This is a genomic window from Paenibacillus mobilis (assembly GCF_058267595.1).
This window is the reverse complement of the sequence record NZ_JBZCMS010000001.1, coordinates 297127-308869: the sequence shown is the minus strand read 5'-3', so window position 1 is coordinate 308869 and position 11743 is coordinate 297127. Positions and strand designations below refer to the sequence as shown.

The following is an 11743-nucleotide window of genomic DNA, read 5'->3' as shown; positions in this document are numbered from 1 at the left end:
ATCACCCGTGTTTCCCATTTGATTAGGCATCCCTGCCGTCCAGCGCTTCCCACTCTTTATAGAACTGCTCCAGAAACTGCTCCATAAAACGGTGTCTGTTCTCCGCCAGCCTTCTGGCATGCTCCGTGTTCATCAGATCCTTCAGCTTGAGCAGCTTTTCGTAAAAATGATGGACCGTCGTATTCTCGTCACTTCGGTATTCGACACCGGAAAGATCCTTGCCGGGCTCGTGCATGGAACGCCCCTTTGACCCGCCGTACGCAAAAGCGCGCGCAATGCCGATCGCCCCGATCGCATCAAGCCTGTCGGCATCCTGCACGACTTTTCCTTCCAGCGTCGCCACCGGCGGATTTTTCCCGCCATTGTAGGACATCGTTGCAATAATCGACATCACGTGCGAGAGAACAGGTTCGTCCTGCTCCCCGATTAAATGCTGCTTAAGCCAGCTTTCCACCTTCTTTAAACCGGCTTCTTTGCTGTCATTAAGCTTCTCGTCGGCCACATCATGCAGCAGCGCGGCAAGCTCGCAGACGAACGGATCCGCCCCTTCAAGACCGGCAAGCTCCAGCGCCATTTTCCGGACCCGGTAGATATGCCACCAGTCGTGGCCGCTCCTGTCCGAGCCAAGCTGCTCCTGTACAAAAAGCTCGGCCTGATTTATGACCATTTTATGCTGTTCCATTCTTTACCATACCTTTCCTCATCTTGCATGACTGACTATGCTGGACATATGTACGAAAGTTCTGTCCGTGCGAAAACCCACTGCTTTCCATATTAACGCAAAATGAAGCCGAGAGAAACCTTTACTCCCCGCCGAGAAAAAAGGAAAAAGGCCCGTTTCCGAAAGGAAACAAGCCTCCAAGCCTTCAAAACTCTCTTATCTGCTCTCTAACCGGCCGGATTACAGACTAGATGAACAGTTTAATGGATCAGATTCGTTTTTGCCAGCTCGATCAGTTCATCGCCGCGGCCGCTCAGCACCACTTTCATCAACCACATGCTGAACCCCTGCGCCTGCTTGAGCGTAATGTTCGGCGGCATGGACAGCTCCTGGCGGTTGACCACAACATCGACCAGAACCGGCCCCTCTTCTGAAAAAGCCCGGGACAAAGCGCCCTCAAGCTCGGCTGGGTCTTCAACGCGGATGCCACCCAGCCCGATCGCTTTGGCGACGTCGGCAAAGTTGGGGTTCACCAGCTCAGTCCCGCTCTCCAGGAAGCCGGCGGCTTTCATCTCCAGCTCCACAAAACCGAGCGCTCCGTTGTTAAACACAATAACCTTGACCGGCAAATTGTACTGCTTTAAGGTCAGCAGGTCCCCCATCAGCATCGCAAGGCCTCCGTCTCCTGACAAGGAGATGACCTGCCGTCCCGGCTGGGCGGCCTGCACCCCGATGGCCTGCGGCAGCGCGTTGGCCATCGTGCCATGATTGAAAGAGCCCAGCAGCCTGCGCTGACCGTTCATCCGTAAATAACGGGCGGACCAGACGGTCGGCGTGCCCACATCGCAGGTGAATACGGCGTCTTCCCTGGCGAGCTCGCTGACCAGGCGGGTGACGTATTGCGGATGAATCGGCTTGCGTCCGGGTTTGCCAACCGCCAGTTCATCCAGCCCTTGTCTGACCTTGTCATAACGTTCGGCAGACTTTTGCAAGTGGGCTGGATCATGTTCTTCCGTGAGCAGCGGCAGCAGCCGGTCGATCGTAGCACGTACGTCTCCGCACAACCCGTAGGTGACATGCGTTCTCCGGCCCAAATGCGACGGATTAATGTCCACCTGCAGCACCGTCGCCTCCTCAGGGTAAAACTGCCTGTACGGAAAATCCGTTCCGAGCATGAGCAGCACGTCGCAGTCCATCATGGCGTGGTAACCGGAAGAATATCCGATCAAGCCGGTAAGCCCGGCGTAATAAGGATTATCGAACTCCAAAAATTCCTTGCCCCGCAAAGCCACTACCATCGGGGATTTAAGCCGGTCGCATAAGGCCATCAGCCGGTCGTGCGCATCCCGGCAGCCGGCCCCGCACAGCAGCGTGATGCGTTTGCCGCCGTTCAGATAAGCCGCCAGCTTTTCCAGCTCTCCTTCGGAGGGATGAACAACCGGCTGGCTGACGTACATAACATGCTCGGGCACCGGATTTTTCTCCGCGGCAAGCGCGGCGACATCGCCGGGCAGCACGATCACCGACACGCCCCGGTTGGCGATTGCCTGCTGAATCGCCATCGTCACGGTCCGCGGAATTTGGCGGGGCGTCGTGATCACTTCGCAATAATGGCTGCATTCCGCAAAAATCTGCTCCGGGTGCGTGGCCTGAAAATATTCGCTGCCAAACTCGTCGCTCGGAATATGGGCCGCGATGGCCAGCACGGGCACCCGCGACCGGTTGCAGTCGTACAGGCCATTGATCAAATGAAGATTTCCGGGGCCGCTGCTTCCGGCACATACGGCAAGGCCGCCTTCCAGCTGCGCTTCCGCGCCGGCGGCAAAAGCGGCAACCTCTTCATGGCGGACATGAATCCATTCGATTTGGCCGTTTATGCGGATCGCATCCATCATATTGTTCAGGGAATCTCCGACGATTCCGTAAATTCGTTTGACTCCGGCATTTACCAGCACTTCAACAACAGCGTCTGCTATGGTTCTCATGAAGGTCCTCCAGTCCTTGGATAGGTACTGGTAGTATGCCCCTTCCTGTTTTGGGTTTATTCCCCTTCCGGCTTGCGCGCAATAACAAGCAGATGCTCCGTTGCGTCCCTGAACGCGGGAGCCTCGCACGTTTCCGCCGCCACCTGAAGCAAATGCTCATATACGAGCCGGTCCTCGCGGTACAGCCGGCTGATTTCCGTCTGCGTGCCGGACAGAAATCCTTCCGCCCCGGCATGAGACAGCACTTCAAATCCACCCTTCGCCACCTCTCTAAGGGCTTGAGGCGGTATTGTAAAATAACATTCCGTAAACCCCTGATTCTCGTCCAGCCTCAGTTCCTGTAAATAGCTGTACACGGTGTTCAGCTCCCTGAAAGACTCGCTGAATTCCGTAACCCCGGCCTTCAGCGCCCCCCAGGAATTGATATACCCGAACAAGGCGATCCCGCCGGGCTTTAACACCCGATGAGCTTCACGAATGACCTGATTACGATCCTTCTCCTCCAGCAGGTGGTAGAGCGGGCCAAGCACCAGCGCGGCGTCAAATCCCCCCTCCTCCAGCCCGTGAAGATTACGGGCGTCCCCGCAAATATAAGCGTCTGCTTCCAGCCCCAGCTCGGCTATTCTGGCAGCCGCCAGTTCAAGTTCTTTGGAAGCCAGCTCAAACAAGGTGACCTTGCAGCCCTGCCTCAGCAGCTCTATCGCATACCGCCCGGGGCCGGACCCGATATCGCAAACCTTTCCTTCCGCCGGAAAATAGCTGCGGATCAAATGCAGCGTGCTTCCAAATTCGATTCCGCTGTAAGGATGATTCAGCCGTTCCCACTCCCGGTCAGCGTTTTGCTCGTAATAGCTCTTCACAATTTCGCTCATAAGCGGTTGCCTCCGTCCATTAGAGAAGATATAAAAAAACCGGTCTCTTTACAGCCAGTCAGCCTGAAAGAAACCGGAAATCCCATTCGTTTAATGCGGCGCCAATAAATTCTGAATCGCAATCTAAATTTTCTGCAGCTTGAACACGAACTTCCAGGTCGCCGTTTCTCCCGAATACCGTCCGCGGTTTTCGGTGACCGTCACGTTCAGGGATTTCGTCAAAGATTTGGATAACGATGATGCCTTAACTGTCAGCTCTTGACTGTTAAAGTCCGGCACTTTATCCTGCTCCTCCGCATACCCCTTCAGCTTGATATTATCCGTTTTGTTCAGGCTTAACGTAACCGTTCCGCCTTTCTTAAGCTCCTTGCCATTGACATAACCGTCATAAACCCACTCATTGCCTACATGGTTGTTCTCAACCAGTTGGGCGCTGACGAAGGTAACCTTGACTTTCACCTTGGTTCCCGCCGCAGAAGCGGAAAGCGGAACCGCAAGCGAACAAACCAGCAAAGCCGCAGTAATTGTTTTTGCAAATTTAGCCAACATGAGAGTGCCTCCCTCAAGAATTGAAATGTTCCTTCTTACAATTCTGCAGGCAGGCCCATTTTCCTACTTTTTCAGGAAAAAAGTTTCATTTTTAATCATGCGGCTTAGCCGTTTGCTCAATAAGCTCCGCCACCGTCCGGATCGCCGCCGGATTGTCATGGGGCTGCAAGCGGGATTTAATCTCCCAGCGTTTGCTGTACAACTGCCGCACGGCACTCACAAAGCTTTCGTCGTTTAAATCCTCTTCAAACAGAACATCAGCGTAACCGGAAGCCCGGAACGATTCGGCATTCAGAATCTGGTCGCCGCGGCTTGCCGCTTTGGAAAGCGGGATCAGCAGCATCGGTTTGTTTAACGCCAGAAATTCAAAGATCGAATTGGAGCCTGCTCTCGAAATGACGAGGTCCGCCGAGGCAAGCACATCAGGCAATTCGTCTGCAATATATTCGAACTGGCGGTACCCTTTTTCCCGGATGGCAGGATCCGTTTGTCCTTTGCCGCAAAGATGAACGATTTGAAAATCGCCCAGGAGCTCCGGCAGGTTATTCCGGATTGCCCGGTTGAGCTTGGCTGAGCCCAGGCTGCCGCCCATGCAGAGAATGACCGGTTTTGCTGCCGTAAACCCGCAAAAGGAGCGGCCTCTTGCCGCGGATCCACCGAACAGTTCCTCCCGGACGATCGCTCCAACGGGAACGGCCTTGCCGTTTCTCACGTGCTGCGCCGTTTCCGGAAAGGTCACGCACACTTTCTGCGCGAAGGGCATCGCAAGCCGGGTTGGCCAACCCGGCTTCAATCCCTTTGCGGGAGCCTATGTAGAAGGTCTCAAATCCCCGCTCCTGAACCCAGGGAATCAAAGCCAGATTAACCGTGACATGTCCGGCCGATCCCCCGCCGGTGAAGACGATCCTTTTTCGTTTTGTTCGCTCAAGCTCTATCCGATTCATCCCATCCATCCGTCCCATTCGCTCCATTCGGAAAGTCCCCGGCCCTATTAGCCGACTATGGAAATCAGTTCGCTTAAATCGCGAATTTCGTATGTCGGTTTCACGGGCAGCGTATTGGGGAGACCTTTCGGATTAAACCAGCAAGTATCGATCCCGAAGTTAACCCCGCCCTGAATATCGGACGTCAGGGAATCCCCGACGATCAGCACCGATTCTTTATCCATCAAACCCAATTTCGTAAACGCGTAATCAAAAAATCCGGTATGCGGCTTCTGGTATCCCGTATCCTCGGAGATAATGATCTCCTCAAACATTTCTTTCAGTTCGGAGCCTCTGATCCGGCTGAGCTGAACCTCTCGGATCCCATTGGTGACAACGGCCATTCGGAAGCCGTTTTTCCCCAGGTACCGGCACAGCTCCACCGCTCCCGGCAGCAGAAAAATCCCTTCGCTCAAATATTTGACATACGTATGGCTCAGGTCTTCCTCGTTCATCCCGATCACCAGCCGTTCCTGCTCCAGCAGCCTTCTGAAACGCTCCGTGCGCAGCTCGCCGATCTTCACCAGCCCCTGCTCAAGCTCCCTCCAGAGTTTGCCGTTAATGAGCTTGTAGCTGGCAAAAAGCTGCTCCGTCAAATCTAGTCCGGCTTCCTCAAAAGTCCGGTTTAAGGCATGCGTTTCCGCTTGGACATAATCAAATAAGGTATCGTCCGCATCAAATAAAATCGTCGCATATTTCCCCATGTTAATCCCCTCTTCTGCTGCATCTCTTGTCGCAAATAGATCCGCAACCGTTATCTCTTATCTTCTTCCATAACCGCGCAGATCAGCTCGATCTGGCTTTCCGGCAAACCGTCAGGCCACTCCCCGATCCTGCAAAACTTATATTCCGAGATTTCCTCATTGGGCCGGAACGTCCCCGATAGCAGGCGGGCTTTGTACAGCAGCTCAATCCGGTGGGGTTTCGTCTGGTAGACGGGCTTTGCCGTACCCTCCACTTTCACCTTGAAGGCCGTCTCTTCAAAGATTTCGCGCTCCAGTGCCTCCTTCGGGCTTTCATGCTGCATCCAGCCTCCGGGAATTCCCCACGGTTCCTTTCGGTAGGTATGCTTTAACAGCAGCACCTCCCCGGCGTCGTTGGTCACGACCGCCAGCACGGCCATCAGAAATTTGCTTTGCGCCCGGTAAACCATCCAGTCCTTCAGGCCTTTAACCGGAAAACGGACATACATCCAGACCAGCCAGCGGTTCGGGATTTTTCGGATCAGTCTGGATAACATAAGAAGTCCTTCCTCTCAAGTTGTTCATTTTATCCTGCAAAAAAACGTTCGTAAATGACACAGGTCTCGCGCAATGCCTCCAGCGTTTCACGGACCGTGGGCAGAGCCAGCGCATGATCCGCTCCCTCAACCGGATACAAAGTCGCCTTGCCCGCTGCTTCCGCGGCCTTGACGCTTGTCGGACTGAACGCCGAATCAGCGGTTCCGTAAACGGCCGTGCAAACGGAGGTTTCCATGAAAGGAAGCGTCCGGTCAAGCGGCGTAAGGTAAAGCTGGCGCACCTCTTCCTCCACCATCGCTCCGATTTCGCCGGCGATCACGGTGCCGATGCTTTTGCTGACAAAAAACAGCCGTTTATATTTATTTCTGATTTGGCCCAAGGCATGTTTGCATTCATAAAGCAAAATGTTCAAATCCTCAAACTGGAATGCCGTCCTGGCGCTCTGAAATCCATATTCCAGCATCAGCACATCGTAACGGTGCTCGAGAGCAATTTGGCCCGCATAATGCAGCAGAGGCAGCTCGCAGGAATAAGCTTTTCCCGGAAAAAGCACGACTAGTGTGTCGCTGTTCCCTGAATGATAACGGTGGTCCACATTCCGCCCCCAGGCCGAGGGCATCGAAATAATGCTCTGATTCATGCCGGCCGCCTCCCTTTCCTTTTTCCTGATTATAACATTTCAATGGGCGGCATCTATATCCACGGCGAAAAAAGAACAAACCCGCAGCAGAAAATCGTCCAATGGTTTGTCCTTTGTAATAATTCTTCCTTAGCATCCGGAGATACCCAATCAATATGAATCTAATAGAATAATATATCCTATCACTTTTAGGAGGTTGATATTTATGACCTTAATAAAATATTCTACGGGTCCGGTTGAAAATGCTATTAATTGGGTGACAGTTCCCGGAGAGTCCAGAACTTTTTTCGCTAAGGCGGTTAATAATGGAAAGAGCAATGCTAAGGTACGTATCCGCTTATATCGTTTGAATGGAGCAAAAGCTCTGGTTAGCACATTTACTTTCACTCTTTCACCAGGCGCTTCCAGCTTCCGAGTTCTGAATGTTGCTAATTTGGTTCAATTTGAAGTTGAGTTTACTACAAACAGCAACCGTGTCCTTGTTTCAGGATGGGGGAAAAACGCAGCTGGCCGACTCGTTGCAGCTCATCGCTTTTCACCAACTGAATTGGCGAAGAAGTATTTTAAGAAGCATAAATAATAATCAATAGATAGATAGGAATTCCACCCGCTTGCGTTCTTATCTTCTCTTCTCGATACGCAGAAAAGAGTTTATTCTACAGTAAACTCAGGAACCGGGATATTAACGGAAATCGATAAAGCTATTTCCTATTGGCATCTTATCCTGAGGAAAACTTGATTTCCGTTAAAAACATGGAAAGACTCTGCGGCATCCGCCGCAGAGTCTTTTATAGTGGGAAGCGATATAACGAACTTGCTAGCTAACGCCGTCAAGCCATTTCCCAATGGCTCTAGGGTCCTTTGCCTAAAAACAACCTCCGAAGCCTTCGGTTATTTTTTCTTATACGGGTGTTCATGGATAATCAACTACCTTTCGGAATACACGATTAACATGTCTTTCCTACGTGTGAATTGATGTTTGACCACTTCCCACTTGTTCTTTATTAACCTCCCCCGGGGATGCTGAAACGGGGAAGCGGAACTTTTTTGGCGTCAATTCCGCGGTGTTCCCTCAGCGCCTGTGAAGCGTTATAGTAGGGAGAATCCAGGATTTCCCGGATCTTCTCCAGGCCGCCCCCAAGCTCCCTGTAAAATAAAATCTGCTGCAGCCGGTCCACCTCGGACTGCCCGTAAAGTCGGTAGTCGGTAGCCCGCCTCCGTCATGCCTGCCGGCTTGAGCAAACCGATCTCGTCGTAATACCGGAGCGTCCGTGTGCTGACGCCGGTCAGCTTAGCCAAACGCTGAATCGTATATTCCATCTGAACACCTCCCGACAAAACGAATGTACACGTTGACGCACCGTCAAGGTCAAGCAATAATTATTTTAAAGAAAAACAATAGATTGGAGTGAAAAAATGATTCCCTTCTTGGCCATGCTCGTTTCTTTTGTGGTGTTCAGAGTAATTGGATGGCTCGGAGCAGCGTATTTCAACAACTGGATGAACCCGCTGGCGTGGTCGTCTGCCGTTATGCTGCTGATAGGCGCATCTGCCCACTGGGGCCGGCGGAGACAGGATCTGATCCGAATGGTGCCGGATAGATTCCCGAATCCCGGATTCTTTGTGACGTTAACCGGCTGGCTGGAAATCGCCGGCGCGGCGGGGCTCGTCCTTCCCTCACTGCGTACCGCGGCAGCCTTCTGCTTGATCGTGCTGCTGCTTGCCCTCTTTCCTGCCAACGTCAAAGCGGCAGCGGCCGGTTTATCCTTTGGGGGAAAGCCGGCCACCCCTCTCCCTTTGCGGGCTTTTATTCAAGCCGTCTATATCGCTGTTTTGGCCTTTATTTTCTTTAATTGACGACCTTATTCACAAAAATAGCCCGTTTCCGCGAGCGGGAAACGGGCTGCTTGGGAACTTACGGGCGGATGCTTTATCTCCCCGCCTCGATGGATACGGCATGGGCGATGCACGGGATCGTTTCGCCCTGCTGGAAAGACAGGGGCGACAGCAGGGCCCCGGTCGCCACGACCAGCAGGCGGTTGATTTCGCCCCTGCTTATTTTTTTCAGCAAATGGCCGTAAGTGACGACCGCCGAGCAGCCGCAGCCACTTGCCCCGGCCTGAACGGATTGGGTTTCGTAGTCGTAGATCATCATGCCGCAGTCCTTGTACTCCGTCTGGTTGATCGGAAAACGGTGTTTCTCGAACAACTCATTCGCGATAGCGTAACCGACCTTCGATAAATCGCCGGTCACGATCAGGTCGTAATGGCCGGGTTCGATCTGCAGGTCGCGAAAATGGGCTTCGATCGTATCCACGGCCGCAGGTGCCATAGCCGCTCCCATGTTAAACGGGTCAGTGATGCCCATATCGATGACCCGGCCGATCGTCGCTGAAGTCACCACCGGGCCGTATCCTTCTTTCGAAATCACCGCCGCGCCGGCACCCGTTACGGTAAACTGGGCTGTCGGCGGTTTCTGGGACCCGTATTCCGTCGGATAACGGAACTGCTTTTCGGCGCTGGCATTGTGGCTGCCCGTTGCTGCCAGCACGTAGTCGGCACCGCCGGAATTCACGACATAGGCGCTCATAGCCAAGGTTTCCATCGAAGTAGAGCAGGCGCCAAACATGCCGAAGTACGGGATGGAAAGGGTACGCGCCGAAAAGCTGCTGCTGATGATTTGGTTCATCAGATCGCCGCCAAAATAAAAATGAATCTGCTCCTTGGTCAGGCCCGCCTTCTCGATCGCTTTGTTCGCCGCTTCCTCAATCAGCGTCTTCTCCGCTTTTTCCCAGCTGTCCTGGCCCAGCGTCAGGTCTCCATGCACGGTATCAAAATCCTCCACCAGAGGTCCCTGCCCTTCAAAAGGGCCAACGATCGTTGCCGCCGAAAGTATGGCGGGTTTATTCTCAAATATCCAGCTTTGATGTCCTTTAAGCATCGGCTTTCCCTCCTAGCAGCTAAATCGTGTCGATAATCAGGTGAATGATCCCAATGATAAAAGCCGCAGCAACCCCAAACACGATCACCGACCCTGCCAGCTGAAACATGCTGGCCCCGACGCCCAGCACCAAACCCTCCGACCTGTGCTCAATAGCGCTGGATGACATGGAGTTGGCAAACCCGGTTACGGGAACGGCGGTACCTGCGCCGGCCCATTGGGCGATTTTATCGTAGACGCCCAAACTGGTTAAGATAATGGAAATCAGAATCAGAACGGCTACGGTCGGACCCGCGGCGGTTTTGTGGTCAAAACCTCCAAAACGGACAAACAGCTCCTCGATGGCTTGGCCCAATACGCAGATCAAACCGCCGGATACGAAAGCCCGGAGGCAGTTCCCCGCCACCGGCCGCTTGGGTTCTATATTATTGGCCAACGCTTGGTACTCCTGCTGGACAGGCGTCAGCTTTTTCTTTTTCTTATCCGCCATAAGGATCCCTCCTAACTGATCAGCAGCGGCCGGATGCCTTCAATGACCTTCTGCATCTCTTTGGAACATTGCTCGTACATCGATTTGCCTTCTTTATCTTTGGTTGATAAAGCGAACATTTCCAGGTCGGCTTCGCATTTCTTTAAGGTGGCCAGCAACGAAGGTTTCTCCTGAGGTTCAGGCACCTTCAGCTTGTCGTCGAACAAGTCGACATACAGCTGACCATAGCTGTCGACCTGGCCAATAAAAACGTTATCTACGGATACGCCGAGCTTTTCGAGCTCCGTATTCAGCCATCTGCGGTTAAAACCGGCCGTCGCCAGCGGCTCGTCCATAATTTTCCCGTCCAAAATGACGGCTTGCGGTTCGCTTTCCGGCGCCACCTTGACCCCGAGATCGGACGGCGTGAGCGGCTGGTATTCTTTTTTCAACAGGACGTTGATTTCGCCGTTGGCCTCCATCACCGCATATTGAACCTCGGAAACCCGAAACACGCTTTTCTTCCGAAGCTGCTCGAGCAGTTCCTCGTTGGTGAGCCTTTCTTTCTTCATGTTGTCTTCCATGACTTTGCCGTCCTTGATCAGAACGGTGCCTTTGCTGTCCACCCATCCCCGGATGCGCTGGCTTTTCAGCTGGACAAACTCGATCCCGAGCGAAACCAGCACCCAGACAACCAGCGAGATGGCGGCCAAATACCATTTTTCGTTCAAGTTTAATGAAATGGAAGAGGCAATATCCCCGATCGTAATGCCGGTAATGTATTCGAAGAACGATAATTGTGAAATTTGCCTTTTTCCCAGCAGTCTGGTGAGCGCAAACAGAAAAACGACCGTAACCAGAGTCCGGACAATGATTTCCAGCCACTGCGGCATGCAAACAACTCCTTTCCTATCCAGGTAAACAAAGATCAATGGAATTATTGCCTGAAACCAAATAATTATGCGCTTTTAGGGATCCAAGATAAAAATGGTATTTTCTTTCATTTCAAGCTCGATATGTATATTTCTGCGCTTAAATCGTCAAATTATAAAACGTTGCTTAATTCCTTGCCGGGTTGGAGGTGAATGACCGTGACCGTTGCATCCCAAGTGAAAACTTGCGTGGCTTCGCTGAAAAGCGCACAAGCCAGCCTTGAAACATTTGCTCTGAGCACTCAAAACCAACAGGCCAAAGACCTGTTCTCGAACGCCGCTCAACAGACGCAAATGATCATTGATCAAGTTGCCAGCCGTGTTCAACAATTGGAAAATGAAGAGCCGCAATACAAAGGCTTCTAATTCATTAGGTTCCATTTGCGAAAAAGCCGAAAAAGTCCCGCAAGGCCAGGCTGCTGCCTTCCTTGCGGGACTTTTTGCTCTGCTGATTCAGGCCTCCTCTTGTT

General features: G+C 52.7%; 13 protein-coding genes and 2 pseudogenes. 3 read left to right on the top strand and 12 right to left on the bottom strand.

Annotation, left to right across the window (positions count from 1 at the left end):
• Positions 1 to 22 precede the first annotated feature (22 nt).
• The 8 genes and pseudogenes from AC3ZPD_RS01545 to AC3ZPD_RS01510 all read right to left on the bottom strand — a co-directional run bounded on the left by AC3ZPD_RS01545 (position 23) and on the right by AC3ZPD_RS01510 (position 6931).
• Complete coding sequence (locus tag AC3ZPD_RS01545) at positions 23 to 682, bottom strand: HD domain-containing protein (protein ID WP_490982499.1); 660 nt, start codon at positions 680 to 682, stop codon at positions 23 to 25.
• Between the two features lie 239 nt (positions 683 to 921).
• Positions 922 to 2646, bottom strand: a complete 1725-nt coding sequence (poxB, locus tag AC3ZPD_RS01540; protein ID WP_490982498.1) for a ubiquinone-dependent pyruvate dehydrogenase — start codon at positions 2644 to 2646, stop codon at positions 922 to 924.
• Between the two features lie 56 nt (positions 2647 to 2702).
• The gene (locus tag AC3ZPD_RS01535; protein ID WP_490982497.1) at positions 2703 to 3518 is read right to left on the bottom strand and encodes a class I SAM-dependent methyltransferase; all 816 of its coding nucleotides are present in this window, start codon (positions 3516 to 3518) and stop codon (positions 2703 to 2705) included.
• Between the two features lie 123 nt (positions 3519 to 3641).
• On the bottom strand, positions 3642 to 4067 hold the full coding sequence (locus AC3ZPD_RS01530; protein WP_490982496.1) for a hypothetical protein: 426 nt from the start codon (positions 4065 to 4067) through the stop codon (positions 3642 to 3644).
• 91 nt (positions 4068 to 4158) lie between these two features.
• Positions 4159 to 5011 (bottom strand): annotated as a pseudogene (locus tag AC3ZPD_RS01525) (glycosyltransferase).
• A 47-nt stretch (positions 5012 to 5058) separates the two neighbouring features.
• Positions 5059 to 5754: a YjjG family noncanonical pyrimidine nucleotidase gene (locus tag AC3ZPD_RS01520; protein WP_490982495.1), complete on the bottom strand. Its 696-nt coding sequence runs from the start codon at positions 5752 to 5754 to the stop codon at positions 5059 to 5061.
• Positions 5755 to 5804: 50 nt separating this feature from the next.
• Complete coding sequence (locus AC3ZPD_RS01515) at positions 5805 to 6290, bottom strand: NUDIX hydrolase (protein WP_490982494.1); 486 nt, start codon at positions 6288 to 6290, stop codon at positions 5805 to 5807.
• A gap of 29 nt (positions 6291 to 6319) precedes the next feature.
• Positions 6320 to 6931: an alpha/beta fold hydrolase gene (locus AC3ZPD_RS01510; RefSeq protein ID WP_490982493.1), complete on the bottom strand. Its 612-nt coding sequence runs from the start codon at positions 6929 to 6931 to the stop codon at positions 6320 to 6322.
• Between the two features lie 205 nt (positions 6932 to 7136).
• Here AC3ZPD_RS01510 and AC3ZPD_RS01505 point away from each other — a divergent pair, with 205 nt between their 5' ends.
• Positions 7137 to 7511 carry a hypothetical protein gene (locus tag AC3ZPD_RS01505; protein ID WP_490982492.1) on the top strand — a complete coding sequence of 125 codons (375 nt, stop codon included), beginning with the start codon at positions 7137 to 7139 and terminating at the stop codon, positions 7509 to 7511.
• Between the two features lie 481 nt (positions 7512 to 7992).
• On the opposite strand, the pseudogene AC3ZPD_RS01500 reads toward AC3ZPD_RS01505, so the two are convergent.
• A pseudogene (locus AC3ZPD_RS01500) lies at positions 7993 to 8251 on the bottom strand (MerR family transcriptional regulator); the annotation flags it as partial.
• Between the two features lie 96 nt (positions 8252 to 8347).
• Here AC3ZPD_RS01500 and AC3ZPD_RS01495 point away from each other — a divergent pair.
• Positions 8348 to 8788, top strand: a complete 441-nt coding sequence (locus AC3ZPD_RS01495) for a DoxX family protein (protein WP_490982491.1) — start codon at positions 8348 to 8350, stop codon at positions 8786 to 8788.
• 73 nt (positions 8789 to 8861) lie between these two features.
• Here AC3ZPD_RS01495 and spoVAD read toward each other — a convergent pair whose 3' ends face one another.
• From spoVAD to AC3ZPD_RS01480, 3 genes are read right to left on the bottom strand one after another with little or no spacing between them, the layout of a single operon-like run.
• Positions 8862 to 9872, bottom strand: coding sequence for a stage V sporulation protein AD (gene spoVAD, locus AC3ZPD_RS01490; protein ID WP_490982490.1), 1011 nt, complete (start codon positions 9870 to 9872; stop codon positions 8862 to 8864).
• A 19-nt stretch (positions 9873 to 9891) separates the two neighbouring features.
• Entirely contained in the window at positions 9892 to 10362 is a 471-nt protein-coding gene (gene spoVAC / locus AC3ZPD_RS01485; RefSeq protein WP_490982489.1) for a stage V sporulation protein AC, read from the bottom strand.
• Positions 10363 to 10373: 11 nt separating this feature from the next.
• Positions 10374 to 11234: a DUF421 domain-containing protein gene (locus AC3ZPD_RS01480; protein WP_490982488.1), complete on the bottom strand. Its 861-nt coding sequence runs from the start codon at positions 11232 to 11234 to the stop codon at positions 10374 to 10376.
• A 198-nt stretch (positions 11235 to 11432) separates the two neighbouring features.
• Between AC3ZPD_RS01480 and AC3ZPD_RS01475 the strand changes: the two genes are divergently transcribed.
• Complete coding sequence (locus AC3ZPD_RS01475; protein WP_490982487.1) at positions 11433 to 11639, top strand: DUF1657 domain-containing protein; 207 nt, start codon at positions 11433 to 11435, stop codon at positions 11637 to 11639.
• Positions 11640 to 11743 lie beyond the last annotated feature (104 nt).

Bases quoted from the DNA above. Each gene is read 5' to 3' on its own strand.
- AC3ZPD_RS01545 (WP_490982499.1), bottom strand. From the start codon at position 682: ATGGAACAGCATAAAATGGTCATAAATCAGGCCGAGCTTTTTGTACAG.
- poxB (WP_490982498.1), bottom strand. From the start codon at position 2,646: ATGAGAACCATAGCAGACGCTGTTGTTGAAGTGCTGGTAAATGCCGGA.
- AC3ZPD_RS01535 (WP_490982497.1), bottom strand. From the start codon at position 3,518: ATGAGCGAAATTGTGAAGAGCTATTACGAGCAAAACGCTGACCGGGAG.
- AC3ZPD_RS01530 (WP_490982496.1), bottom strand. From the start codon at position 4,067: ATGTTGGCTAAATTTGCAAAAACAATTACTGCGGCTTTGCTGGTTTGT.
- AC3ZPD_RS01520 (WP_490982495.1), bottom strand. From the start codon at position 5,754: ATGGGGAAATATGCGACGATTTTATTTGATGCGGACGATACCTTATTT.
- AC3ZPD_RS01515 (WP_490982494.1), bottom strand. From the start codon at position 6,290: ATGTTATCCAGACTGATCCGAAAAATCCCGAACCGCTGGCTGGTCTGG.
- AC3ZPD_RS01510 (WP_490982493.1), bottom strand. From the start codon at position 6,931: ATGAATCAGAGCATTATTTCGATGCCCTCGGCCTGGGGGCGGAATGTG.
- AC3ZPD_RS01505 (WP_490982492.1), top strand. From the start codon at position 7,137: ATGACCTTAATAAAATATTCTACGGGTCCGGTTGAAAATGCTATTAAT.
- AC3ZPD_RS01495 (WP_490982491.1), top strand. From the start codon at position 8,348: ATGATTCCCTTCTTGGCCATGCTCGTTTCTTTTGTGGTGTTCAGAGTA.
- spoVAD (WP_490982490.1), bottom strand. From the start codon at position 9,872: ATGCTTAAAGGACATCAAAGCTGGATATTTGAGAATAAACCCGCCATA.
- spoVAC (WP_490982489.1), bottom strand. From the start codon at position 10,362: ATGGCGGATAAGAAAAAGAAAAAGCTGACGCCTGTCCAGCAGGAGTAC.
- AC3ZPD_RS01480 (WP_490982488.1), bottom strand. From the start codon at position 11,234: ATGCCGCAGTGGCTGGAAATCATTGTCCGGACTCTGGTTACGGTCGTT.